Genomic DNA, 25,880 nt, shown 5'->3' with positions numbered 1-25,880 from the left:
GTTGATACCAATGAAAGTCAATATCGGTACTTATTCCTTTGGCGGCATCGCCAGCTATCTGGGCCTGGGCCCCACCCTGCTTGAGAAGTTCCAGACCATCAAGTCTATGGGCTTCGACGGGGTGGAGCTGCTGCCCGTAGACCTGGACCATGATGTGGAGGATGTAAAGAAATGGGCCCAGGAGACCGGGCTGGAAATCGTCTCGGTACATGCCAAGCCCACAGAAGAAATCGTCAAGAAGATGGCTGCTCTGGGAGGCAAGGCCGTGATTTGGGCCAGCACCGACTTCTGCGACGAGGCGGAGGCCATTGAGGTGGCCCATGAGCTGGACGCTATGGCAGAGATGGCCGAGCCCTACGGCATCAAGATCGGCTACCACAACCACAGCAAGGAGTTCTACATGGACAACGGCCGTGCTCTGCTGGAAATCGTGGCGGAGAATTCCAGCAAATGCTTCTTCCAGCTGGACTGCGGCTGGACCATGAACGCGGGCACCTATCCCCCCTCCTTTATCCGCCGGTATAAGGACCGGATTGTGGCCATTCATGTAAAGGAGAACTGCCGGGTACAGGGTCCCGGGCCCAAGCCCCGGTCTGCTCACGCCGAGGGCAACCACGAGAGCCCCTTTGCCCATGTGGCCGAGATGTCTTTGGAGGAGCGCCAGAAGATGCTGGACGCCTATACCGCCCGCAACGAGAGCCCCGAGGGCAAAAAGCGCTTTGAGGTCCAGTGCAAGCTGGGCGCGCCTGAGTCCAATATCGACTGGCAGGAGATCAAGAACGCCCTGGACGAGCAGAGCTTTGAGGCCTTCTGGGTCATCGAGCGCGAGGGCTTCTACACGGACCACGACCAGTGCATCCGGGAGGACTGCCAGTGGATTAAGGAGAACATTCACTGACAAAGAGGCTCGTCCCGCCTGGTCTGCTTGAAAATAGAGGGATGACGGATTTTTGCCCCAACGAGGTGGATTTCCAGGAGAAAACCCCAGGCTGTGCTTAAGCTGTACAGCGAGGGTTTTCAACACCAGAAGTGACCGCTTGTGGAAAAAAGACGGCGTTCTAAAGCAGGCCTTTACCAGAGAAGACCGGCGGGAGCATCAAAATGGGAATGGTTTTGCAAAGGGGGGCTGTCTGCCCCCTTTGGTGTATTTTCAGGCGGGATTTGGCGCCGGAGGAGGCTCCTTATCCCCCATTTTACGCCGCCCCGGGTCCGCAGAATGCGCCTGGACCGGCAGTCTATGGATAAAAGGAGGAAGACCATGGAATTCTTTACCACGGAAAAAGTCAGCCCCAGCACCACAAAGATCGTAGATATCACCGGCGTGGCCGTGTTTTTGGTGGAGGGCCAGGAGCGGGCCGCGCTGATAGACACCGCCACTGGCGCGGGAGACCTGAGGTCTTTTGTAGAGGGCTTGACCAGTAAGCCTCTGGATGTGATTCTGACCCACGGCCATTGCGACCACGCCGGGGGCGCGGCGGGCTTTGAGCGGGTATGGCTGCACAAGGCTGACTGGGAACTGGCCTGCAGCCGCGGCGGCATGGAGCACAAGATGGACTATGCCCGCTACATCACCGGCAAAGAGCTTACCGCCCAAGACTTTGCCCCGGACCGGGCCGGAGACTACCTGCCCTTGGAGCCTGGCCAGCGTTTTGACCTGGGGGGCCTGACCTTGGAGGCTGTCCATCTGCCGGGCCACACCCAGGGCATGACCTGCGTGCTGAATGTGGAGGAGCGGACGATTCTGTTCGGCGACGGGTGCAACCCCTCTGTGTTCCTGTGGGAGGAGGAATCCAGTTCCGTGGAGGACTACCGGGCCGGGCTGCTGCGGCTGAAGGAGCAGCAGCATCGTTGGGACACGGTATGGCTGTCTCATGGACCCACCCAGATTGACAAGGCCATTCTGGACGGGGTGATTGGCGTTTGCGATGAGATTATAGCCGGGACCAACGACTGGCAGCCCTTTGACTTCATGGGCCGTCCCCTGCGCATAGCCAAAAGGGTGGAGAACTATGTCCGGGCCGACGGCGGGCTGGGGAACATTGTCTATAACCCGGAGAATATTTTTGCCAGCCGGTAAGGAGGCCATATGAAATATTATCTTGGCATTGACATCGGCGCGTCCTCCGGCCGGCACATTGTGGGCTGGGAGGAGGACGGCAGGCTGAACACAGAGGAGGTCTACCGCTTCCCCAACGGGCCAACGGAGAGAGACGGCCATCTCACCTGGGATGTGGAGCGGCTGGAAAGGGAGGTTCGGGCAGGCATTGACAGGGCCCTGGCCAGATATCCGGCCATTGAGAGCTTCTCCATCGACACCTGGGGGGTGGACTATGTGCTGCTGCGGGGAGAGGAGCCTGTGCCGCCCTGCTATGCCTACCGGGACGGACGCACGGAAGCCGCTGTCCTCCAGGTGCACAAAATCATCCCCTTTGAGGAGCTGTATGCCCGCACGGGGATCCAGTTCCAGCCCTTTAACAGTATTTACCAGTTCTACGCCGACAAGCTGGCCGGACGTCTGGAAGGGGCCGCCGGCTACCTGATGATGCCCGAATACCTTTTGTGGCGGCTGTGCGGGGTCAAGGCCCATGAGTACACCCAGGCCACCACCACCGGACTGGTCAACCCGGCTGCGTCTGAGTTCGACTGGGAAATAATTCGCAGGCTGGGTCTGCCCGAGGAGCTGTTCGGCCCCCTGAGTCAGCCGGGCACTGTTCTGGGAGAGTACCGGGGCATGAAGGCCCTGCTCTGCCCCACCCATGACACCGCCAGCGCGGTGGAGGGCATTCCCATGGAGGGCGAGGAGCTGTTCCTGTCCTCCGGCACCTGGAGCCTGCTGGGGGCCAGACTGCCCCAGGCTGTCACCACCCCTGAGAGCCGGGAGGCCAATTTCTCCAACGAGGGGGGCGTGGGGTACATCCGCTACCTGAAAAATATCATGGGGATGTGGATGGTGAACAATCTGCGGGCAGAGCTCTGCCCGGACGAGGACTTTTCCCGCATTGTGGCAGATGCTGAGAAAAGCGCCTACCCCGGCCTGGTAGATGTGGCCGGCCAACGCTTTATGGCTCCCCCCTCTATGACAGAGGCCATGAAAGCCGCCCTCCACGAGGGAGGCTATGACCAGCCCCATTCTCCGGCTGACTACTTCCGCTGCGCCTACCGCTCTCTGGCAAAATGCTATGGAGAGAGCGTGCGGGAGCTGGAAAGGCTCACCCACCGCCCCTACCACAGGCTGTACATTGTGGGAGGCGGGGCCAAAAACCAATACCTGAACCGTCTCACCGAGGCTGAGACTGGCCTGAAAGTGGTGGCCCTGCCCATAGAGGCCACTGCCCTGGGCAATTTGCAAAGCCAGATCAAGGCGGCGCGGGCCCGGGAACAATAAAGAATAAAGAGGATACCATTATGTCTAACCGAATTGTATTGAACAGCATTTCTCACCATGGGGCAGGAGCCATTGCAAACATTTTGCCCGAGCTCTCTGCCCGGGGCTGCGCCAAGGCCTTTGTCTGCACGGACCCGGATCTTCTAAAGTTCAACGTCGTCCAGAAGGTTACAGACCTCCTGGACAAGGCAGGCTTTGCCTATGAGATTTTCAGCGATGTGAAGGCCAACCCCACCATTGAGAACGTCCAGAGCGGGGTGAAAGCCTACCGCCAGAGCGGCGCGGACTGTATAATTGCCATTGGCGGCGGCTCTGCCATGGACGCGGCCAAGGCCATCGGCATTATTGTCAACAACCCGGAGTTTGGGGACGTGCGCTCTCTGGAAGGGGTTGCCCCCACCAAAAACCACGCCGTGTTCACCATTGCGGTGCCCACCACCGCCGGCACGGCTGCAGAGGTCACCATCAACTATGTTATCACCGATGTGGAGAAAAAGCGCAAGTTCGTCTGTGTGGATGTGAACGACATCCCCGAGGTGGCTGTAGTGGACCCGGATATGATGTCCTCCATGCCTCAGTCTCTGACCGCCGCCACAGGCATGGACGCCCTGACCCACGCCATTGAGGGCTATATCACCAAGGGGGCCTGCGCCATCTCCGACATGTTCCATCTGGAAGCGATCCGGCTCATCTCCCAGCACCTTCGGTCTGCTGTGGGCAATGACCCTGTGGGCCGGGAGGGCATGGCTCTGGGCCAGTATATTGCGGGCATGGGATTTTCCAATGTGGGGCTGGGCATTGTCCACAGCATGGCCCATGGGCTCAGCGCCCTGTACGACACCCCCCACGGCGTGGCCTGCGCCATCATTCTCCCCACCGGGCTGGAGTATAACAAGGCTGTGGCAGGCCCGCGCTACCGCGCCATTGGCAAGGCCATGGGCGTGGATGGTATTGACGAAATGAGCGAGCCGGATGCCATTGAGGCTGCCATCGCCGCTGTAAGGCAGCTCTCAGCCGATGTGGGCATACCCGCCGGCCTGCAAGGTATTTTGAAGGAGGAGGACGTGGCCTTCCTGTCCCAGTCCGCCTTTGCCGACGCCTGCCGTCCCGGCAACCCCCGGGACACCAGCGTGGAGGAGATTGCCGCCCTATACCGGGGCCTGCTGTAAGGAGGAAGCCATGAGCCTGGAAGAAGCCAGAAAAAAATATGCGGCCTTGGGGGTGGACATAGACAAGGCCATCGCCAAGCTGAAAACCGTCCCCGTGGCCCTGCACTGCTGGCAGGGGGACGATGTGAGGGGCTTTGACACCGACCCCTCAAAGCCCCTCACCGGGGGCATTCAGACCACAGGGAGCTACCCCGGGCGGGCCCGGAACCCCCAGGAGCTGATGGAGGATATCGACCAGGCGGCCGCTTTGGCGCCAGGCCGGATGAAGCTGAACCTGCACGCCAGCTACGCCATTTTTGAGCCGGGCGAGTGGGCGGACCGGGACCGGCTGGAGCCCAGACACTTTGCCAGATGGGTGGACTTCTGCCGGGAGAGAGGCATGGGCTGCGACTTTAACCCCACCTTTTTCAGCCACCCCAAATGCGACCCCCTGACCCTCTCCTCCCCCAACGAGGAGACCCGAAGGTTCTGGGTGGACCACGGCAGGGCCTGTGTGCGCATCAGCCAGTATCTGGCCCAGGAGCTGGGCCAGCCCTGTGTCATGAATATCTGGACCGGGGACGGCTATAAGGATATCCCCGCCGACCGCATAGGCCCCAGAATGCGCTATAAGCAGAGCTTTGACGAGATTCTCAGCGAGCCCTTTGACAAAACCCAGGTCTATCCCTGCGCCGAGAGCAAGGTGTTTGGCATTGGGGTGGAGAGCTACACGGTGGGCAGCGCCGAGTGGTGCCTGAAATACGCCTCAGGCCGGGAGGACTGCATCTGCCTGCTGGACAACGGCCACTATCACCCCACTGAGCTGGTCAGCGATAAGATCTCTTCCATTCTGGCCTATGACCAGAGGCTGGCCCTCCATGTCACCCGGGGGGTGCGCTGGGACAGCGACCATGTGGTGCTGTTTGACGACGAGACCCGTGAGATTGCCAAGGAGGTGGTGCGCTGCGGAATAGACCGGGTGTTTTTGGCCCTGGACTACTTTGACGCCTCCATCAACCGCATTGCTGCCTGGGCCGCAGGCTTCCGGAATTTTCAGAAAGCCCTGCTGTTCGCCCTGCTGCAGCCCATGGACCAGCTGAAAGAGCTGCAGGACAGAGGAAATTTTACAAGGCTGATGGTGCTGCAGGAGGAGCTGAAGACCATGCCCTTTGGGACGGTGTGGGATGAATACTGCCGGTGCTGCGGCAAGCCCCTGGATGGGATGTGGCTGCCCCTGGCCGAGCGTTATGAGCAAGATGTTTTAAGCAAACGAGGTTGAAAGCATGAACAACATAATGGACGCGCCCTTTGTCACGGAAATGCGGAGGACCACCGCCAACATGTACCGCTTGGGCTGGGATGAGCGCAATGGCGGCAATATCAGCCGCCTGCTGGATGAAAATGAGGTTGCCGGGTATCTGGACATGAACCAGGTCCTCCGGGAACTGCCCCTGGGCTTTGAGGCTAAGCCGCTGGCCGGCAGGCTTTTCATTGTCACCGGCTCAGGCAAATATTTCAAGAATGTGGAGGATGACCCGGAGACCAATCTGGGGGTCATCCGGGTCGGCGCTGACGGGCGGACCGCGCAGCTGCTGTGGGGGTATCAGGACGGCGGCAGGCCCACCAGCGAGCTGCCCGCCCACCTGATGAGCCACATGGCAAGGCTCGGCGTGGACCCGGAGAACCGGGTGGTAATGCACTGCCACCCCACCCACACCCTGGCCATGAATTTTGTCCATGAGCTGGACGAGAAAAAGCTGACCCACACCCTGTGGGAGATGTGCACGGAATGTATCGTTGTCTTTCCAGACGGGGTAGGCGTGCTGCCCTGGATGCTCTGCGGCACCAACGAGATTGGCGCGGCCACAGCGGAAAAGCTGAAGGCATTTCGGCTGGTGGTCTGGGGGATGCATGGCATTTACGGCGCGGGCAAAACCATGGATGAGACCTTTGGGCTTATTGAGACTGTGGAGAAAGCCGCCCAGATCTATATGCTCACAGCCCACCTGCCCCGTCTCAACACCATTCAGGACAGGGAAATGAAAGAGCTGGCGGAGTTCTTTGGGGTGAACTACCGCAAGGACTTCCTGAATCTGTAAGCACGGACAGGAAAGAGAATGGGGAGCTGGCTCCCGCGCCTTTCCCGCAAATGGAAAATGAAAAGCGTCCTCTTGAGGCTCTCGCGTGTTTGGGGCAAGGGGATGCTTTTGCTTTAAGCTTTCTGTACACAGGCAGGCTGGCGGCAAAAAGACTTTGCCTGCGCTCACCGGAAGAATTTTTTGTTGCAGCTTCTCTTGGGAAAAAGCAGCCCGGAAACAGTCGCCGGTCTCCCTGCTGCCTAAGTTCAAGACAGCAGGTCGCTGTCTCGCGCTCTGTCAGGGTCTGGACGCCCACAGGCTCGGTCTGTAAATTCGGCCGCACGATATGCTCTTTTCTCCTGTTGTATTGCCGGATTGCTCCTCCCGTCTTTTATTTCCTATTGAATCTATCGACAGCCTGTGCTAAAATTATGACAGCCCCTACATCCATTCCCACCATAAGGAGGCCCCTATGCCCCACTCCATCACCATTCTCTGCGGCCACTATGGCTGCGGCAAAACCAATCTGGCTCTCAATCTGGCCCTTCAGGCCGCCGGCGGCGGCTCCCCTGTCACCCTGGCGGACCTGGACGTGGTGAACCCCTATTTTCGCTCCTGCGACTACCGCCCGCTTCTGGAGGCCCGGGGCGTGAGGCTGATTGCTCCGGTTTTTGCAGGCACTACTCTGGACACCCCCACCCTGCCCCCAGAGCTGGCCTCCATCTTCGCCCCCCAAAGCGGCCGGGTTTTTGTGGACGCAGGCGGGGACGACGCAGGGGTTACCGCTTTGGGAGGCATGTCCGCCCGGCTGAAGGAGGCGGGCTATGAGATGCTCTATGTCATAAACGGCTACCGGGCCCTGTCCCAGTCGCCGGGGGAGGCTGCGGCGCTGCTGAAGGAGATTGAGGGGGCCAGCCGTTTGAAGGCCACGGGCATTGTGAACAACTCCCACCTGGGCAAGGAGACGGCCCTGGACGACCTGGGGGCCGGAGAGGCTTTCGCCCAGGAGACCGCCCGGCTGACAGGCCTGCCCTTGTTGTACTCCACTGTGCCAGACTTTACCCTGCAAGGCCAGCCACCGCCCAAGGGCTTCCGGGTCATCCGCCGATTGGTGACATTTCCCTGGGAATAGCGCACAGCCGCCCTGAAAGCAAAAGGAGAAGTCCCTTGAGCGGAGCGCGGGACGGAGTATGGCGGCCTTTGCCCGTTAACTTCCGGTAAACGCCCAGGCAGGAAGCGCAGCGGCCCCAGCCGCCGCCCGCATGATACATTGTGCGAGGTCTCTCTATACTGGTCAAGCGCACTGCCTTATAAACCAACAAAAAGCAAAAAATATAGATCAAAGGTCAGAAGGACAAAAGAAAAGCCGCCTGCCCAGCGGCAGGCAAAGGAGGAAATCCTATGTCGAAAATCACCATTGACGAGAGCGTATGCAAGGGCTGCGGCCTGTGCGCCAACGCCTGCCCCCTGCACATTATCGCTCTTGACACGGGCCGGCTGAACTCCAAGGGCTATCACCCGGCCAGAGCGCAGGAGCCCGGCAAGTGCGTGGGCTGCGCCGCCTGCGCCGCCATGTGCCCTGACACGGCCATTACCGTGGAAAAGGATTAGGAAAGGAGAAGGGACCATGAAAGTATTGATGAAGGGCAACGAAGCCCTGGCGGAGGCCGCCATCCGGGCGGGGTGCAAGCACTTTTTCGGCTACCCCATCACCCCCCAGACAGAGCTTGCCGCCTACATGTCCAAGCGTATGCCGAAAATAGGAGGGACCTATCTACAGGCCGAGTCGGAGATTGCCGCGGTCAATATGGTGCTGGGGGCCGCTGCCGCCGGGGTGCGGGCTATGACCTCCTCCTCCTCCCCGGGCATCAGCCTCAAGTCTGAGGGCATCTCCTACATGGCCGGGTCTGACCTGCCGGCGTTGATTATCAACGTCCAGCGGGGCGGGCCTGGGCTGGGGGGCATTCAGCCCTCTCAGGCGGACTATTGGCAGGCCACCAAGGCCACCGGCCACGGGGATTTTCAGATTCTGGTATTTGCCCCCTCTACTGTGCAGGAGATGGTGGACCTGGTGAGCACGGCCTTTGACGCTGCCGACCGCTGGCGTATACCCGCCATGATTCTGGCCGACGGTATGCTGGGCCAGATGATGGAGCCCGTGGCCCTGCCCGATGAGAACGAGAAGACCCTGCCGGAAAAGGACTGGGCGGCCAACGGCCACCAGGGCCGGCGGGAGCACCATGTGATCAACTCCCTGTATCTGACCCCCGACAAGCTGGAGGACCTGGTGGTGGAGCGTTACCAGCGCTACCGGCAGGTCAAGGCCCAGGAGCAGCGGGCCGAGGCGTATCTGTGTGATGACGCGGACATTATTGTGACAGCCTACGGGGCCTCCTCCCGGGTGGCGAGAACCGCTGTCAACCAGGCAAGAGAGCGGGGAATCAAGGCGGGCCTGCTGCGGCCTGTCACTTTGTGGCCCTTCCCGGTGGACGCGATGCGCAAAGCGGCGGGCCACGCAAAAGCCTTCCTCACTGTGGAGATGAGCATGGGCCAGATGGTAGACGATGTCCGGCTTGCCATTGACTGCCAGGTCCCCGTCCACTTCTTTGGGCGCACAGGGGGCATCATCCCCACTCCGGCAGAGGTGCTGGGGGAGATTGAGAGGCTGGCATAAAATTACTCACTGGGGGAGAATGCTATGACACAGTTTGCGGACCTGCATATACATACCCATTTTTCTGACGGAAGCGATCGGGTAGATGAGGTCCTGGCCCATGCAAGAGAAAATCATGTGGCATTCCTGTCCATTACCGACCACAATACAGTCCGCGCCTATTCAGAGGATGGATTGCGTCAGGCGGATGAGGCGGGCGTCCGCCTGATTCCCGGCGTGGAGCTGGACGTGATCCATGAGAACCGTCAGTATCATCTGCTGGCCTACGGCGTCGACGTGCACAGCCAGGCGTTGAGGGAGGTCTGCGCCCACAACACCCGGGTGCAGGAGGAGTCCAATCTCTCCCTGCTGCGGTGTATGGAGCGGGACGGCCTGGGGGTCTCGGAGAAGGACTACCACAGCTACGCCATCCCCCAGGGCCGGGGCGGCTGGAAGCTGCTGAACTATCTTCTGGACACGGGCCTTACCGGCAGTCTGCTGGAAGGGACGAAATATTATAAGCAATATGCCTTTGACTCCAACAAAATCAAATTTGTCAGTCTGACTGAGGCGGTCCATGTGGTGAAAGAGGCCTCCGGCGTTCCGGTCCTGGCCCACCCGGCAGAGCAGATTCCCTACAACCCCTATGAAGCGGAGCACGGCGCGTTCTGGCAGGCCCTGGATGGCCTGCTGGCAGCTGGGATTGCGGGAATAGAATGCTTCCATCCCCTTCACGGCTTTGGCCTGCAAAGAGAGCTTGTGTCTCTGTGCCGGGAGAGAGGCCTGTTCTGCTCCGGGGGCACAGACTACCATGGAAGCTTCTTCAACAAGCAGAAGCAGGTGGTGGGGGGCCAGATGATCCCCGCCAGCCTGGTGCAGGGCCTGCTCAGCCGCTGCGGGCTGTGAGGGAAACCTGCCATGCTGGGCTTTCTCCTGGATCTCTCAACGCCATAAGCGATTTTATAGATGTTATCCGGAGCCGGAAGGACCGGCGGGAATAGCGGCCGGTTCAAAAAGCCTGTTCTATATTCTATAAATGGAAAAGGAAGTGTTCCTATATGCCAATCGTATTTCAAAAGCCCCATGCCCTGACAGACGCCCCCCTGCACTACTGCCCGGGCTGCACCCACGGCATTGTGCACCGGCTGGCGGCCCAGGCTATAGACGAGCTGGGCATTGAGGGCCGCACTGTGGGCGTGGCCTCGGTGGGCTGCTCTGTCATGTGCTACGACTATTTTGCCTGCGACATGGTCCAGGCTCCCCACGGCAGAGCCCAGGCAGTGGCCACGGGCCTGAAGCGCGCCCGGCCTGAGAACGTCGTCTTTACCTACCAGGGCGACGGCGACCTGGCGGCAATCGGCACGGCCGAGACTGTCCACGCCGCCACAAGAGGGGAAAATATCACCGTTATTTTTATCAACAACGCCATTTACGGCATGACCGGCGGGCAGATGGCCCCCACCTCCCTGCCGGGGCAGGTGACCCAGACCACCCCCTATGGCCGGGACACGGACAGCGCCGGATATCCGGTTAAGGTCTGCGAGCTGCTGTCCACTCTGGACGGAGTGGCCTTTGCCCAGCGGGTGACGGTGGACTGTGTCAAAAACGTGAACATTGCCCGAAAGGCCATCAAAAAGGCCTTTCAGTACCAGCTGGAGGGCAAGGGCTATTCTATTGTTGAGGTGCTCTCCACCTGCCCCACCAACTGGGGCCTGTCGCCGGTGGAGTCTCTGCAGTGGCTGCGGGAGAACATGCTGCCCTATTACCCCCTGGGCGTCTATAAGGACGTGCCCGAAGGAGTCAAGAAGGGAGGCGTAGCTCAGTGAAGGACCTGAATATCATTTTCGCCGGCTTTGGAGGACAGGGTGTGCTGTTCGCGGGCAAGGTGACAGCCTACGCCGGTCTGATTGAGGGCAAGGAGCTGAGCTGGCTGCCCTCCTACGGCCCGGAGATGCGGGGAGGCACTGCCAACTGCAGCGTGTGTATCTCCGAGCAGCCCATTGGCTCGCCTCTGGTGACAGCCCCCAATGTGCTGGTGGCCATGAACCAGCCCTCTCTTCAGCGGTTTATTGACGGGGTGGAGCCGGGCGGCCTGGTGATTCTGGACAGCTCTCTCATCGACCTGGCCATTGGGCGCGCAGACGTTACCGTACACCGGGTGCCGGCCTCTGCCCTGGCGGAGGAAAACGGGCTGAAGGGGCTTGCCAACATGATTCTGGTGGGCAAGCTGTTTCACGAGCTGGGCTTCTGCCCGCCGGAGACCCTGGACCAGGCTATTGAGAAGTGCGTGCCCGCCCGCAGGGCCGCTATGTTGGAACTGAACCGCAGAGCCGTGGCTTTGGGGGCAGAGCAGTAAAAAGCGGCGGGAAAAAGGACAGGGCCAAGGCCTTGTCCTTTTTTGCGCCTGGGCGGAAGCAGGGATTGTTTGTCGGACAGACCACAAAAAAGCGATATGTTTTTTCCTGGCAGGCGGGAAAAGGACGGCCTGCCATATATAGCGCATGGAGCGATATCGCGCCCAGGTGTTGTGGAAACCATAGCGAAAAAGAGTGATACTTGCCATATTTGGTCAATGTGTTAAAACACTGTTCATATAAATAGAATCAAATGTTCAAAATGTGGTGAAACCTGTGTCACAAATAGAGGATATACTTAGACCATCGAAAGCGAAGGGAGGCGGGGCCACAAGAAAAACAAAAACGAAGGAACCCCAATATTTTACTACATAATCATCTGATTTTCATTTTCCTTTTTACTTGCTCCACACTTACTGTCCCTTCTACCGGGCGAGACCGGCAATAGCCGGAGCGCGGTCCGCAAGCCGCGGTATGCCAACCGCTGTGCCCGGTAGTTGCGGCAGACCAACTATTACCGCTTCTGCATGAGCTGTGCTGATTTGCACAAGCCATGCAGGAGCGTTTTTAATTTCCATCATAAAACCCTCTGCCGGTGGCACATTAAAAACGGGCCCACGAGCTGGCTTCGATTTTATGGCCCAGGAGAGGGTGAAGATCATAAAAAAACAAAAAACAGGCTTTTCTGCGTCCGCTCTGTGTCAGGCCGCCCGCACCTTTGCCATGAGCGTGGGCATCACCGCAGTGTGTATGCTGGCGACCCTGGGCCTGCTGGACCTGGAGACCGGCCCAGCCGCCGCCCAGGCAGCCGCGCCCCCTGCCTCGCAGGCCGGGGAGACGGCGCAGGCCCCTCAGGCAGGAGAAAACCAGGTCATTCCTCTGGGCGAGGCCTTTGGGGTCAAGCTGTTTACCGACGGGGTTATTGTGGCCTCGCTTTCCGATATTTATACAGCGGATGGCCCCTGCTGCCCGGCCAAGGAGGCAGGCCTGCTGCCCGGAGACTATCTGCTTTCGGCAGGCGGCGAGCCCATTCAGAACAACGCCGCTCTGGCCCGGTATATTGGCAGAAGCCAGGGAGAGAGTATTCTCTTTCGGGTGCGGCGGGGGCAGGAGGAATTTGACGCTGCCGTTCAGCCGGTATACGGCGAGGGCTCCTTCAAAACCGGCATGTGGATTCGGGACAGCGCGGCCGGTGTAGGCACCCTGACCTTCTACGACCCGGCCACAGGGGGCTTTGCCGGGCTTGGACACGGCATCTGCGACGCGGACGCGGGCAGTGTCATGACTCTGAAGCGGGGGGAGCCCGCCTCTGTCACCCTGTGCGGCGTGGTAAAGGGACTGCCCGGCCAGCCCGGGCAGCTGCGGGGGTATTTTTCCTCTGACCAGCCCCTGGGCAGGCTGCTGGCCAATAACGAGACCGGCGTGTACGGCTTATTGGAGGCCGCCCCCCAGGGCGCGCCGGTGGAGGTGCTGGAACGGGGCCAGGTGCGCCCCGGCCCGGTAAAGCTGCTGGCTACCATTGACGGCAGCGGCCCCCAGCAGTATGACGGGGAGATTGAGCACGTCAACAGCAAAGACCAGCCCACCCGCAATCTGGTGGTGAAGGTGACAGACCCCCGGCTGCTGAAGGCCACAGGGGGAATTGTGCAGGGCATGAGCGGCGCGCCCATTTTGCAGGACGGCAAGCTGGCGGGGGCAGTGACCCATGTGTTCACCGACGACCCGGCCAGAGGCTACGGCATTTTTGCCCAGACGATGGTGGAGCAGGGCAGGCAGACGGTTCAGGCGCACAGCGCCGGGGACGAAGCATAGCGGAGAGAGGGGCCGGGCAGGCGGTGGGAGCCTGCCCGGCCCCTTCCTGCTCTCTGGGGCGGAAAATTTTGGGAGCGTTGGGCCAAAACCGGCTGATTATGGAGTTTTTTGACCGGTTTTTGGCAGCTTCAGGTCAAAAAAATGCCATCGCACGCCCTTAGCTCAAGAATTTCTGGCAATGAAGACGCCAGAACGACCTGCGCCGACCGGCGCTTTTCAAGCCCGAAAGCTCTTTTCTCAGACGCTGTTTCCACCCATTTCTGTTCATGACTGCCCCGATATTTGGAGTTCACTCACTTTTTTCAGTGTATAAGTCAAGAAATGTTCATAAATTTCTTGACAAGGGAGAGACATAGATATAAAATTAGATGTAGAGTGCACTCGGGTGCTTTTTATATACTTTTTATATATTTATTGGGAATACCGCCCCCTGCGGCTGAACTGGATATGCAACAATATATAAAAAACCTGAAATTTTAAGCAGCCATGCATTTCCCGAAGCGGCGTTGGACCCGCGCGGGCTTTTTCGCGTTGGGGCCGCCGCTTCGGCACTGGTACAAGGTGACAGAAGGATATTCTTAACAAAATCCAAAGGAGGTGCCCGATTGGACGGGATAGCTGTATGGCTGTGCGTCCTCATTGCTGTGCTGTCGTCCGCTTTGGTAGGGGCCGCGTGCTTTTTCCTGGGGATCAACTACCGCAAGGGAAAGGCCGAGGCCACCATCGGCTCTGCCGAAGAGGAGGCAAAACGCATTGTGGGCGACGCGGTAAAGACCGCGGAGGCCAAAAAGAAGGAGATTGTGCTGGAGGGAAAGGATGAAATCCACCGCCTGCGCAATGAGAGCGAGAAGGAGCTCTCAGACCGGCGCAGGGAAATTCAGCACCAGGAGAGGCGGAACCTGCAAAAGGAGGAGAGCCTGGAAAAGAAGCTGGAAACCCTGGACCGCAAGGAGGACCAGATTGACCAGCGCAACAAAAAGGCGGAGGAGCGCCTGAAGGAAGCCGAGGCTGTGCGCAAAAGCCAGTTCGACATGCTGGAAAAGATTTCCGGCTTCTCGGTGGAGCAGGCCAAACAGTACCTGCTGGACAGCCTGGAGAGCGACCTGGCCCGGGAAAAGGCGGTTAAGGTGCGGGAGTTTGAGCAGCAGACCAAGGAGGAGAGCGACCAGCTGGCCCGGGAGGTCATTGCCACGGCCATTCAGCGCTGCGCCGCCGACCATGTGTCTGAAGCGGCCATCAGCGTGGTGCCCCTGCCCAACGACGAGATGAAGGGCCGCATCATTGGCCGCGAGGGCCGGAACATAAGAGCCATTGAGACCCTGACCGGGGTAGACCTGATTATTGACGACACCCCTGAGGCCATTACCCTGTCCAGCTTTGAGCCTGTGCGCCGTGAGGTGGCCCGGGTGGCCTTGGAGAAGCTCATCTCCGATGGGCGCATCCACCCCACCCGTATTGAGGAGACCGTGGAGAAGGCCCGCCGTGAGGTGGAGTCCACCATCAAGCAGGAGGGCGAGCGGGCTGTGCTTGAGGTGGGCGTTAACGGCGTACACCATGAGCTGGTGAAGCTGCTGGGCCGCCTGCGCTACCGCACCAGCTATGGACAGAATGTACTCAACCACTCCAAGGAGGTGGCTTTCCTCTCCGGCATGATTGCCTCAGAGCTGGGGCTGAACCCCAATGTGGCCAAGCGGGCCGGCCTGCTGCATGACATCGGCAAGGCCCTGGACCACGAGCTGGAAGGCTCTCATGTGCAGATCGGTGTGGAGCAGGCCAAGCGTTATAAGGAAAACGAGGCAGTGGTGCACGCTATTGCCGCCCACCACGGAGATGTGGAGGCAAAAACCATCATCGCCTGCATCGTCCAGGCTGCGGACGCTATTTCGGCTGCAAGGCCGGGGGCCCGCCGGGAAAACCTGGAAAATTACATCAAGCGTCTGGAAAAGCTGGAGGAGCTTGCCTCGTCCTTTGACGGGGTGGAGAGCTGCTACGCCATTCAGGCCGGCCGGGAGGTACGCATTATGGTGCGGCCCGACGCGGTGACAGACGAGCAGATGACCCTGCTGGCCCGGGAGATCTGCAAAAAAATCGAGACCGACCTGGACTATCCCGGCCAGATTAAGGTGAACATGATTCGAGAGAGCCGGGCGGTAGATTACGCCAAGTAGCACGCGGCGTAATCTTATTACGCCAAGTAAGGCGAAGGGCTTTTTCCCAGAAAGGGCGCAGGTAATCGCAGGATGACATATGAGGATTTGACCCAGGCCATGCGCCGGTACAGCCGCACAGATGACCTGTGCAAAAGCGGCCTGGGGGTAGAGGGCTCCCGGATTCGGGAGAACGTGATACTTACCCCCGGCTGGCCCCCGGAACGGGTGGCCGGGCTGGGCGAGGCGGAGCTGATTTCCGCCAACGGGCCCCTTTACGGCATAACGGTATGGGAAGTGGATACCGGCGAAAAGGCCGTCACCTATATCAGGACCGGCTGCGGCGCCCCTGCCGTGATGGACGCCCTGCTGTCTTTGGGGGAGACCGGCTGTAAGCGGGTGCTGTTCCTTTCCTCCATCGGGGCTCTGGACCCGGCGATGGAGGTGGGCGACTTGGTGCTGCCGGAGTATTCCGTCAGCGGGGACGGGGCCAGCCGCTACTTGACGGACAGCTTTGCGGACACCCTGGGGGAGAAGTCCTATCCTGACCCGGCTCTGTTCGCCCGGCTGAAGGAGGAGACCCAGGCGGTGTGCGGCCAGGAGGGCGTCTCCTGGCGCCTGGGGCGGCCCTTCTGCACAGACAGCTTCCTGGCCCAGTTCTCCCATCTGCCCGCCATTCGGGAGATGGGCTGCAACTGCCTGGATATGGAAAACGCTGTGGTGTTCCGGGCCGGGGCCCTGATGGGACTTCCTGTTGCGGCATTACAGTGCGTGTCGGACAACTCCCTGGCGAAAAAGTCCCTGCTGGGGGGCGTGGCAGAGGAGGAGCAGGTCCGGCGGAATGATGTGCGCCGGCGGGTGATACCGAAGATTATCAAAAGGCTGTTTGCCTGAAAGGTGGCTTTATGGATTTTGAAACCCTGTACAGCGCTGCTTTGGAGGTGCTGAACCCCCGGAAAGTCTCAGAGGATGTGGAGACAGGAGGCGTAGCGGCTGCGCTGGCCACGGACAAGGGGCATGTTTACCGGGGCGTGTGTATTGACACGGCCTGCAGCATGGGCTTCTGCGCGGAGCACGCCGCTATAGCGGCAATGCTCACCGCTGGGGAGAACCGGGTAGAGTCCATTGTGGCAGTGGGTTGGGACAAAAAAGTGATGCCCCCCTGCGGGCGCTGCCGGGAGCTGCTGATGCAGCTGGGCAACCCGGAGGCACGGGTGTTTCTTTCGCCGGACAAAGCCGTGCCGGTAAAGGAGCTTTTGCCGTATTATTGGGCAGAATAGATCAAGGGATTTGAGAAGGTGCGCCCCCAGAGCGCACCTTTCCTGTTCATACGAAAAGAGGGAAGCATATGATCAATATTTTGTGCGTGGGCGACGTGGTAGGCAGCATTGGCTGTCTGTTTTTGCGCAAGCATCTGCCCGTGCTGAAAAGGCAGAAAGCCATTGACCTGTGTATTGTCAACGGGGAAAACTCTGCCGACGGCAACGGCATCACTCCCAACTCCCTGCGCCACCTGCTGGACAGCGGCGCAGACGTGGTCACTACCGGAAACCACAGCTTTCGCCGGCGGGAGAGCTATGCCTGCTACGACAGCCAGGAGTGCCTGCTGCGTCCGGCCAACTACCCAAACGCGGCCCCGGGGCGGGGGCTGTATATTGCAGACCTGGGCCGGGTGCGGGTGGCGGTGATGAACCTGATGGGCACAGTATATATGGAAAGCCTGCGCTCTCCCTTTGAGACCCTGGACGCGCTGCTGGAAACCCCCGGCCTGCCCAAGATCAGAATTCTCGATTTTCACGCCGAGGCTACCGGAGAAAAGCGCGCCCTTGGTTTTTACGCCGACGGGCGGCTGTCGGCTCAGTTTGGCACCCACACCCATGTGCCCACAGCGGATGAGGGAATCCTGCCCAAGGGCACGGGGTATATCAGCGATGTGGGCATGACAGGCACCATCCAGTCCGTACTGGGGGTTAAACCGGAGATTATTATTGGCCGGTACACCACCAAAATGCCCGCCCGGTTCGACCTGGCCACCGGCCCATGCAAGCTGGACTGCGTGATTTTTACCGTGGACGAGGGCGACGGACTGTGCAAGGGCGTAGAGCGGCTGACCTTGACCTAGAACGCTGCCCCGCCCCTGTCTGATCAGCAGAGAAGGACAAAACTACAGACGAACCCGCAAAAGAGAGAATTCCCCCTTTGTATAAAATGAATGACCTACTGGCTTTGCGCGCACTTTGCATAGAGGCCTGTCAACAGGGCGCGCGCCTGTGGGAGTGTCCAAAGAAAGAGTTTATGACAATGGGGTGTCCCCAGGTAGTGTATTTGCCTCTAATAACCCTACCGCCTTTACAAAAGTGGACGAAACTTTCCTGAACGTCCACCAAGGTCTTGCTTATAAACTTCTTGTTTTAGGCACTCTTTGCACCCATGATCGTAGTGTCCTGAGTCGAGCTCCGATTCCACCGGTTCTACGCAGGCGTTCCAACATTTCGTTCCAGGAGGTCCCTATGCCGCACTTCATCTGCCCTATCTGTCAAAGTGAGCTGAGCCCTGAACCCAACCGATACAGCTGCCCCAATGGCCACAGCTATGACCGGGCCAAAAGCGGATATGTCAATCTGCTCATGTCCCAGCACAAAAAGGAAAAGCGTCACGGAGATGACCGGGCCATGGTCCAGGCCCGCACTCGCTTTTTGGAGGCCGGGCACTACCAGGGGCTGTCAGAGGCTTTGCTGCAGGCGGTAAGGCCCTGTGTCAGGCCGGGCTGCGTTCTTTTGGATATTGGCTGCGGCGAGGGCTTTTTCAGCGACGGAATATACCGGGCCCTGGGGGAGGAGGGGCTGACGCTCTCTCTGCTGGGAGTGGACATTTCCCGGGAGGCCCTGAAGGCCTTCTCCCGCCGGAACCGGGAGGCCGGGCTGGCTGTGGCCAGCGCCTTTCATCTGCCGGTGAAAAGTGAGAGCTGTCAGGCCGCTTTGTCAGTCTTCGCCCCCTTGGACCCGGGAGAGGCCCGCCGGGTGCTGGCCCCCGGGGGCGTGCTCATCAAGGCCTATCCTCTGGAAAAGCATCTGCTCTCCCTGAAAAAGCAGATCTATCAGCAGGTCTATGAAAATAAGCGGCCGGACCCGGTTCTGCCCGGCTTTGTCCGAGAGGAGAGCCGGGAGGTGCGGGGGAACATTCACCTGGACACCCAGGAGGAGATCAGGGACCTGTTTATGATGACCCCCTATTTTTATAAAACCAGCCGCGAGGACCAGGAGAAGCTTCTGAACATTCCCCGGCTGAGCACAGAGACAGAGTTTGGGGTGGATGTGTACCGGCGGGATGACTCGGGTTCGCTCTAAAGCAAGCTGTCGCCCAGAGAAAATCTCCCGCAGTTTCCCCATTGGCTTTGTCAAAAATCTCCCGCGCACTTGTATTTTAGGCGGTTCTGTGTTACAATACTCTAAAATGGTTTTCTGCGCCGCCGGGTCTCCCCGCCGCGTACTCATAAAATAAGGATGTGTTTCCTATGATTCAAGGCGCCATGCTGAAAAACGCCATCATCTCCGGCTCCAACAACATCGCCAAATACCGCAAGCAGGTCAATGATCTGAACATCTTCCCTGTTCCCGACGGGGACACCGGCTCAAATATGTCCATGACCATCGGCGCTGCTGCGGACGCCCTGAAGCAGCTCCCCGAAACCGCCACTGCCGCCGAGACAGCCAAGGCCGCGGCCTCCGCCATGCTGCGGGGGGCCCGGGGCAACTCCGGCGTAATTCTCTCCCTGCTGTTCCGGGGCATTGCCAAGGGCTTGGAGGGCGCGGAGCTGGCCGGCCCCCAGGAGCTGGTCCGGGCCCTGGACCTGGGCGTGGAGGAGGCCTATAAGGCGGTGACCCGCCCCACAGAGGGCACCATCCTCACCGTGGCCCGGGTGGCGGCTGAGCAGGGTCGGGAGGCTTTGGACCATGGAGCGGAGCAGGCAGCCCAGGTCTGGGATGCGGTATGTATGGGCGCGGCCCAGGCCCTGGAGGAGACCCCTGAGCTGCTGCCGGTGCTCAAGCGCGCCGGTGTGGTAGACGCAGGCGGTCAGGGCCTTTGCCTGATTTTTGAGGGAATGCTCAGCGTCTTCCGGGGCGGCATCATCATTGAGTCCGGCATGTCAGAGGAGGAGCGGGCCCAGGAGACCGCGGAGTTCTTCCGCAGCGCTGCCGCTGAGTTTGACAGCGAGATCAACTTTACCTACTGCACAGAGTTTGTGGTGGGTCGGGACAAGGAGGTCTCAACCGACCCTTTGGAGCTGCGGCTGTATCTTGAGACCATTGGGGACTGCGTGCTGGTGGCGGACGATGAGGAGATCATCAAGGTGCATGTGCACACCGAAAGCCCCGGCGAGGCCCTGCAAAGGGGCCTGCGCTACGGCCAGCTGCTCACCGTGAAAATTGAGAACATGAAGGAGCAGCACCGCCAGCTGAACGCTGCCCAGGAAGGGGATTCCCAAGAGCCCCAGGCCAGCGCCCCGCCCCTGGAGCGTCAGGAGCCCACGGAGGAGCTGGGCTTTATCTCCGTGGCGGCTGGCGAGGGGCTGAAGAGCCTGTTCCTGGAGCTGGGCTGCGCGGTAGTGGTCAGCGGCGGCCAGACCATGAACCCCAGCACCGAGGATATCCTTCAGGCAGTGCTGGCCACCCCGGCCAAGAGGGTGTTTGTGCTGCCCAACAACAAGAATATCCTTATGGCGGCCGAGCAGACCATTCCCCTGGCCACGGACCGGGAGGTCATTGTTCTGCCTACCCGCACCATTCCCCAGGGTCTTTCTGCCATGCTGGCCTTTGACCCGGACGCGGGAGTGGAGGAGAACCGGGAGGCCATGCTGGAAGCCGCTTCTAATGTGAACACCGGCCTTGTGACCTTTGCAGCCCGGGACTCGGAGTTTGGCAGCGACGCCATTCGCCGGGGGGATATTCTGGGCCTGAAAAACGGTAAGCTCCATTATATTGAGAAGGACCCGGTGTCCACCTGTGTGCGGGTGGCCCGGTCCCTGAGCACCAAGCAGACCTCCTTCATCACCATCATCTACGGGGACGGCATCACTGCCGAGCAGGCCCAGGAGGCCAAGCGGCAGCTGTCTGCCAAGGTGCACTCAGATGTAGAGATCACTTTGGTAGACGGCGGACAGCCCATCTATTATTTCATCATCTCGGTGGAGTAGCAGGGACTGTCGGGCCCAAAAAGCCCGTCATTCATAGAAATTTCCATTCTGCGCTGCGGAGTTTCTCCGCGGCGCTTTGTTTTTTCTCTCTGAATATATTGCAAAAAGTTAAAAATTTTTTCTGTTTTCTCTTGACTTTTTACCATAAACAGCTATAGTAAAGGGTATAAGTACCGGCTCAAAAACTGTCCCATTGATAGAAAGGAATCAGACAAGTATGGGTATTCTGGATGAGATCTCTGAAAATCTACAAAAGGGCAAATCCAAGGCAGTCAAGACCCTGGTCCAGCAGGCCATTGACCAGGGCGTTCCGGTCCAGCAGATTCTGGACCAGGGGCTGCTCAGCGGTATGAGCGTGATTGGGGAGAAGTTCAAGAAAAACGAGGTGTTTGTGCCCGAGGTTCTGGTAGCCGCCCGGGCCATGAACATGGGCGCTCAGCTGCTTAAGCCTCTGCTGGCCCAGGCCGGGGTAAGCGCCACAGGCAGGGTCTGTATTGGCACCGTCAAGGGCTACCTCCACGACATTGGCAAAAACCTGGTGAAGATGATGATGGAGGGCAAGGGCTTAGAGGTGATCGACCTGGGCACGGACGTGGCACCCGAAACCTTTGTGGAGACTGCCCAGAGGGAGAACTGCCAGATCATCTGCTGCTCTGCGCTGCTGACCACCACCATGGGCGTGATGGAGGAGGTGGTTCAAAGGGCGCAGGAGGCTGGCATCCGGGACCAGGTGAAGATTATGGTAGGCGGCGCGCCAGTGACCGAGGCTTTCTGCCAGAAGATCGGCGCAGACAAATATACCTCCGACGCAGCCAGCGCCGCCGACTGGACGGTCGAGGCCTGCAGCGCCTGAGGCATTGCCTTTGCCCGGCGGGAGACGCGGCCCTTACCGCCCAGAGAAGCCTTCGCACCTTTCCCATTCGGTGGCAAAGCCCTCTCCTCCACCGGGACAGGCGACAGTATTTTTGATTTCAGGTGATGTTTATGAAGCGTCATATACGGCAATGGCTGACAGACCTGAGGGAGGCCCCCTGTCAAAAAGCCCATACCGATTCTGTCCTTTCCCGCTATCCAGCTTATGGGGGTCAGCGTTCAGGAGCTGATCTCTGACAGTCAGGCCTGGGCCATGGAGCTGGTAGCCCAGCGCACCTGCGCCGGTGCCAGTGTCAGCCTGATGGACCTATCGGTAGAGGCAGAGTGCTTTGGCGCCTCCATCCGATTTTTCTGATGGGGAGGTCCCCACTGTGGTAGGGCGCGTGGTCTCTACCCCAGAGGAGGCCCAGACCCTGGCCGTTCCCCCTGTGGGCGCAGGGCGCACCGGCGTCTTTCTGGACGCGGTCCGGGAGGCCCTGACCCGCATTACAGACAGGCCTGTGCTGGCAGGGGTCATTGGCCCCTTCTCCCTGGCGGCGCGGCTGCTGGATGTAACGGAGATCATGATTGACTGCTATGAGGAGCCGGACATGGTACATACTGTGCTGGAAAAGGCGGCGCAGTTTCTCACTGCATACTGTCAGGCCTACAAGGCGGTGGGGGCCAACGGCGTTATTCTGGCCGAGCCGGTCACAGGCCTGCTGTCTCCGGCCCTGGCAGAAGCGTTCTCCGCCCCCTATGTGAAGGAGCTGGTGGAGGCAGTACAGGTCGACAGCTTTGTAGTAATCTACCACAACTGCGGCGGCAGCGTCATCCAGCAGACAGAGTCCATTCTGTCCACAGGCAGCGCGGCCTACCATTTCGGCAATGCCGTGGACATGGCAGACATGCTCTCCCGCTTTCCGGCAGACACCGTGGTCATGGGGAATATTAACCCTGCTGCCCAGTTCCGCAACGGCACGCCGGACTCCATACGCCAGGCCGTGAAGGAGACCATGGAGGCCTGCCGGGCCCACCCCAACGTTGTCATCTCCTCTGGCTGCGACATTCCCCCTCTCACCCCCTGGGAGAATATTGACGCATTTTTCGCCGCTGTCCACGAATTTTACAACCGTTAGGGTGCTGACATGGAGGAACAGCGTCTCAGTCAACAGGCCCTCACTCTGGGGGCCCGACAGGCTGTGTTCATTGGGGTGGACCGGCTTTTCTTTGACCCGGCCTTTCGGGAGCTGTGCCGGGCCAACTCCTGGGGCGGCTATGGCCGCTGCTGGGCCTGTCCTCCGGACGCCGGAGACATCCGCCGGCTGATCGAGGAGGCAAAGAGCTGCCGCCGGCCCCCATTGCGAAGGCTTGCCAAGCACGGGGCTGCCTGCTCTTTCGCGCCTTGCAGCTGACAAGATTCGGTACAAGCTTGAAGAAAGGAGCGCGGCCCTCTTGCCGCCAAAACTCGATATGAAGCTTTCCTCAACCGACCTTCAAATCCTGCGGGACATTGTCAAGCAACAGCGGGAACTGGCTGAAAGCCCCCGGATGCAGAGCCTGCAAAAGGACTGGCAGGCCCACGGAGCCTTTCAGGCAGGAGGCCGTCCCATGGTCACCATAGAACTGGGCACCTTTGCCGGCGACATCCTCCCCGGCCTGCTTCTCTGCCAGGGAGAGGAGGCCCGGGCCCTGGAATGGGAGCTGCGCAGCCGCCTGGTGAACCACCTGCTGTTTGAGGACGACTCCCTCATCCCCGGCTATCTGCCTGTTACAATTCCCACCAGCTTTGTGCCCTTTGGCCTGCCGGTAACAGCCCGCCATGCCCTGAGCTCCTCCGGCGAGGACCTGGGCCACCACTTCAACGCCCAGCTCTCGGACCTGGAAGAGGATTTTCACAAGCTGGGCCCCTCCCGGTACGAGGTGCACCTTGACCAGGCCCTGGCCCGGCAGGCAGAGCTCAACGAGCTGTTTGGGGACATTCTCCCTGCCAAGCTGGTGGGACATTCCCTCTATGCCTGTCTGACCCAGGACATTGTCCACATTATGAGCATGGAGGACATGTTCTTCTCTATGTACGACTACCCGGAGCTGTTCCACAAAATGATGGACATGCTGGCAGGGGACTATCTGGCCTTTTTTGACCTGCTGGAACGGGAGGAGGCCCTTTTGCCCACCACCGCCGGGGAGCATCTGGCCCAGGGCAGCTATTGCTTCACCGACGAGCTCCCCGCCCAGGGGCCCCTTACCACCCGGCAGGTGTGGGGCTATATGGACTCCCAGGAGAGCGCAGGGCTGTCGCCAGCCATGTACGCGGAGTTTGTGCACCCCTATTATGAGAGGGTGTCCAGCCGGTTTGGGCTCTACTCCTATGGCTGCTGCGAGGCTGTGGACCCCTTCTGGGAGGACTGTCTCTCTACAGCAACAAACCTGCGCAAGCTCTCCATCTCCCCCTGGTGCAAGGAGGAGAAAATGGGAGAGATTCTCCGGAACAGGAGGATTGTCTACCTGCGCAAGCCCTCTCCCAATCTGCTGGGGGTGGGCAGCGGCCTGGACGAGGACGCGGTGCGGGAGCACTTTCGCAAAACCGCCCGGGCGGCCTCTGGCTGCAAGCTGGAAATCGCCCAGCGGGACGTGTACCACATCAACAACACCCCGGATAAGGTGAAGCAGTATGTGCGGCTCATCCGGGAGAGCCTTGAGGAGTATTGGAAGCCCTGAGCCGCAGAAAGGAAGGAAAGCAATGACCACAAAGGAACGTTTCTCTCGGATGTTCCAGCACAAAGAGGCGGACCGGGTCCCGATTTTTGACAATCCCTGGGCTGGCGCCATTGCCCGCTGGGAGCGGGAGGGAATGCCCAAGGGCATGGACTGGCGGGACTATTTTGATGTAGACAAGGTGCGGACCATCGACGTGGACATCTCCCCCCAGTACCCTCAGAAGGTGCTGGAGGAGACCGACCGCTGGCGGATCGTCACCTCTCCCTGGGGGGTGACCATGCGGGAGTTCAAGGAGCTGGACTCTACCCCGGAGTTTCTGGACTTCACCGTTACGACTCCCCAGGCCTGGGAGGAGGCCAAAGCCCGCATGACTGTCAGCCGGGACCGAATTGACTGGGCGGCGTTGGAGCAAAACTATGCCGGCTGGGTCCAGAACGGGGACTGGATTGAGGCGGGCTTCTGGTTTGGGTTTGACGTGACCCACTCCTGGATGGTGGGGACGGAGACGCTGCTGGTGGCCATGATTGAGGAGCCGGAGTGGGCCATGGACATGTTTGAGACCTATCTGGACCGGTGCATGGCCCATTTTGACATGATATGGGACGCGGGCTACCGGTTTGACGCCATCACCTGGCCGGACGACATGGGGTACAAGGGGACCACCTTCTTCTCTAACGCCATGTACCGGGAGCTGCTTCAGCGTTTTCATAAAAGGGCGGTGGACTGGGCCCACAGCAAGGGCATTTACGCCCGGCTGCACTCCTGCGGGGACATTATGACCCTGATGCCCGATATTATAGAGACCGGCATTGACGCCTTGAACCCCATTGAAATCAAGGCCGGGATGGATGTGCTCGGGCTGAAAAGAGAGTACGGGGACCGGCTGGTCCTCCACGGGGGCGTCAACGCGGTACTGTGGGACGACAAGGAGGCCATTACAGAGGCCATCCGTCAGACTGTGCCAGTGCTGAAGGAGAACGGCGGCTACATTTTTGCCTCAGACCACTCAATCCCCAACTCGGTCAGCTTAGAGAACATGAAAAGCATCATGCAAGCGGCCAAGGAGGCCGGACGGTACTGAGAGGCTCAACAAAATTTTTATTTTGATCAGGAGGCAGTATGGAAAAACTGACAGCAATCAAGGACCAGATTTGCGACGTCTGCCAGAAAATGTGGCAGCTGGGCTGGGTGGCCGCCAACGACGGCAATGTCAGCGCCCGCCTGGCAGACGGCAGGATCATCGCAACCCCCACCGGCATCAGCAAATCCTTCATCACCCCTGAAAAGCTGGTGCTGCTGGACAGCCAGGGCCATGTTCTGGAAGCCGGAGAGGGCCTGCGCCCTTCCAGCGAGATCAAAATGCATCTGCGCTGCTATGAAAAGCGCCCGGACGTACAGAGCGTGATTCACGCCCATCCCCCGGGAGCCACAGGCTTTGCCGTGGCCCACAAGGCCATGGACATGTACAATATGATAGAGGACGTGGCGGTCATTGGGGCAGTGCCCCTGACCCCCTACGGCACCCCCTCCACCCAG

At 59.8% G+C, this 25,880-nt stretch carries 26 protein-coding genes; all 26 read left to right on the top strand.

Annotated elements, in window-relative coordinates:
- Positions 1–10 precede the first annotated feature (10 nt).
- On the top strand, positions 11–898 hold the full coding sequence (locus tag ACTO5E_RS03475) for a sugar phosphate isomerase/epimerase family protein (RefSeq protein WP_482301601.1): 888 nt from the start codon (positions 11–13) through the stop codon (positions 896–898).
- A gap of 360 nt (positions 899–1,258) precedes the next feature.
- Positions 1,259–2,077 (top strand): MBL fold metallo-hydrolase, encoded by an 819-nt coding sequence (locus tag ACTO5E_RS03470; RefSeq protein ID WP_482301599.1) that lies wholly within the window; start codon positions 1,259–1,261, stop codon positions 2,075–2,077.
- 9 nt (positions 2,078–2,086) lie between these two features.
- Positions 2,087–3,385, top strand: a complete 1,299-nt coding sequence (locus ACTO5E_RS03465; protein WP_482301598.1) for a rhamnulokinase — start codon at positions 2,087–2,089, stop codon at positions 3,383–3,385.
- A gap of 20 nt (positions 3,386–3,405) precedes the next feature.
- Positions 3,406–4,554: a lactaldehyde reductase gene (gene fucO / locus ACTO5E_RS03460; RefSeq protein WP_482301596.1), complete on the top strand. Its 1,149-nt coding sequence runs from the start codon at positions 3,406–3,408 to the stop codon at positions 4,552–4,554.
- A 10-nt stretch (positions 4,555–4,564) separates the two neighbouring features.
- Positions 4,565–5,812: an L-rhamnose isomerase gene (locus ACTO5E_RS03455; protein WP_482301594.1), complete on the top strand. Its 1,248-nt coding sequence runs from the start codon at positions 4,565–4,567 to the stop codon at positions 5,810–5,812.
- 4 nt (positions 5,813–5,816) lie between these two features.
- Positions 5,817–6,632: a rhamnulose-1-phosphate aldolase gene (rhaD, locus tag ACTO5E_RS03450; protein ID WP_482301592.1), complete on the top strand. Its 816-nt coding sequence runs from the start codon at positions 5,817–5,819 to the stop codon at positions 6,630–6,632.
- A gap of 451 nt (positions 6,633–7,083) precedes the next feature.
- Entirely contained in the window at positions 7,084–7,743 is a 660-nt protein-coding gene (locus tag ACTO5E_RS03445) for a ParA family protein (protein ID WP_482301590.1), read from the top strand.
- Between the two features lie 269 nt (positions 7,744–8,012).
- Positions 8,013–8,222, top strand: coding sequence for a 4Fe-4S dicluster domain-containing protein (locus ACTO5E_RS03440; protein ID WP_482301588.1), 210 nt, complete (start codon positions 8,013–8,015; stop codon positions 8,220–8,222).
- 16 nt (positions 8,223–8,238) lie between these two features.
- Positions 8,239–9,285 (top strand): 3-methyl-2-oxobutanoate dehydrogenase subunit VorB, encoded by a 1,047-nt coding sequence (locus ACTO5E_RS03435; RefSeq protein WP_482301586.1) that lies wholly within the window; start codon positions 8,239–8,241, stop codon positions 9,283–9,285.
- 24 nt (positions 9,286–9,309) lie between these two features.
- Positions 9,310–10,170 (top strand): PHP domain-containing protein, encoded by an 861-nt coding sequence (locus ACTO5E_RS03430; protein WP_482301584.1) that lies wholly within the window; start codon positions 9,310–9,312, stop codon positions 10,168–10,170.
- 152 nt (positions 10,171–10,322) lie between these two features.
- Positions 10,323–11,090 (top strand): thiamine pyrophosphate-dependent enzyme, encoded by a 768-nt coding sequence (locus tag ACTO5E_RS03425; protein ID WP_482301582.1) that lies wholly within the window; start codon positions 10,323–10,325, stop codon positions 11,088–11,090.
- Positions 11,087–11,620: a 2-oxoacid:ferredoxin oxidoreductase subunit gamma family protein gene (locus ACTO5E_RS03420; RefSeq protein WP_482301581.1), complete on the top strand. Its 534-nt coding sequence runs from the start codon at positions 11,087–11,089 to the stop codon at positions 11,618–11,620. The genes ACTO5E_RS03425 and ACTO5E_RS03420 overlap by 4 nt, the downstream gene beginning before the upstream one ends.
- 649 nt (positions 11,621–12,269) lie before the next feature.
- The gene (gene spoIVB, locus ACTO5E_RS03415; protein WP_482301580.1) at positions 12,270–13,430 is read left to right on the top strand and encodes a SpoIVB peptidase; all 1,161 of its coding nucleotides are present in this window, start codon (positions 12,270–12,272) and stop codon (positions 13,428–13,430) included.
- 605 nt (positions 13,431–14,035) lie between these two features.
- Positions 14,036–15,598 carry a ribonuclease Y gene (gene rny / locus ACTO5E_RS03410; RefSeq protein ID WP_482301579.1) on the top strand — a complete coding sequence of 521 codons (1,563 nt, stop codon included), beginning with the start codon at positions 14,036–14,038 and terminating at the stop codon, positions 15,596–15,598.
- A gap of 72 nt (positions 15,599–15,670) precedes the next feature.
- On the top strand, positions 15,671–16,471 hold the full coding sequence (locus ACTO5E_RS03405; RefSeq protein WP_482301578.1) for a phosphorylase family protein: 801 nt from the start codon (positions 15,671–15,673) through the stop codon (positions 16,469–16,471).
- Between the two features lie 11 nt (positions 16,472–16,482).
- Entirely contained in the window at positions 16,483–16,857 is a 375-nt protein-coding gene (locus tag ACTO5E_RS03400) for a cytidine deaminase family protein (protein ID WP_482301577.1), read from the top strand.
- Between the two features lie 71 nt (positions 16,858–16,928).
- The gene (locus ACTO5E_RS03395) at positions 16,929–17,699 is read left to right on the top strand and encodes a TIGR00282 family metallophosphoesterase (protein ID WP_482301606.1); all 771 of its coding nucleotides are present in this window, start codon (positions 16,929–16,931) and stop codon (positions 17,697–17,699) included.
- Between the two features lie 388 nt (positions 17,700–18,087).
- A complete protein-coding gene (locus ACTO5E_RS03390; RefSeq protein ID WP_482301576.1) occupies positions 18,088–18,924 on the top strand; it encodes a putative RNA methyltransferase in 837 nt (278 codons plus the stop codon).
- Positions 18,925–19,091: 167 nt separating this feature from the next.
- The gene (locus tag ACTO5E_RS03385) at positions 19,092–20,771 is read left to right on the top strand and encodes a DAK2 domain-containing protein (RefSeq protein ID WP_482301575.1); all 1,680 of its coding nucleotides are present in this window, start codon (positions 19,092–19,094) and stop codon (positions 20,769–20,771) included.
- 217 nt (positions 20,772–20,988) lie between these two features.
- Positions 20,989–21,624: a corrinoid protein gene (locus ACTO5E_RS03380; protein WP_482301574.1), complete on the top strand. Its 636-nt coding sequence runs from the start codon at positions 20,989–20,991 to the stop codon at positions 21,622–21,624.
- 225 nt (positions 21,625–21,849) lie between these two features.
- Positions 21,850–21,999 (top strand): hypothetical protein, encoded by a 150-nt coding sequence (locus ACTO5E_RS03375; protein ID WP_482301573.1) that lies wholly within the window; start codon positions 21,850–21,852, stop codon positions 21,997–21,999.
- A gap of 16 nt (positions 22,000–22,015) precedes the next feature.
- Positions 22,016–22,762 carry a uroporphyrinogen decarboxylase family protein gene (locus ACTO5E_RS03370; protein ID WP_482301572.1) on the top strand — a complete coding sequence of 249 codons (747 nt, stop codon included), beginning with the start codon at positions 22,016–22,018 and terminating at the stop codon, positions 22,760–22,762.
- Between the two features lie 9 nt (positions 22,763–22,771).
- Positions 22,772–23,038: a hypothetical protein gene (locus ACTO5E_RS03365; protein WP_482301571.1), complete on the top strand. Its 267-nt coding sequence runs from the start codon at positions 22,772–22,774 to the stop codon at positions 23,036–23,038.
- A gap of 40 nt (positions 23,039–23,078) precedes the next feature.
- Positions 23,079–24,344 (top strand): uroporphyrinogen decarboxylase/cobalamine-independent methonine synthase family protein, encoded by a 1,266-nt coding sequence (locus ACTO5E_RS03360; protein ID WP_482301570.1) that lies wholly within the window; start codon positions 23,079–23,081, stop codon positions 24,342–24,344.
- A gap of 22 nt (positions 24,345–24,366) precedes the next feature.
- On the top strand, positions 24,367–25,425 hold the full coding sequence (locus tag ACTO5E_RS03355; protein ID WP_482301569.1) for a uroporphyrinogen decarboxylase family protein: 1,059 nt from the start codon (positions 24,367–24,369) through the stop codon (positions 25,423–25,425).
- Between the two features lie 38 nt (positions 25,426–25,463).
- Positions 25,464–25,880: class II aldolase/adducin family protein (locus ACTO5E_RS03350; protein WP_482301568.1), on the top strand; the 417-nt coding region annotated here is incomplete at its 3' end.

The sequence above is a fragment of the Acutalibacter sp. genome (assembly GCF_056800975.1).
This window is presented reverse-complemented; position numbering and strand designations above follow the sequence as displayed.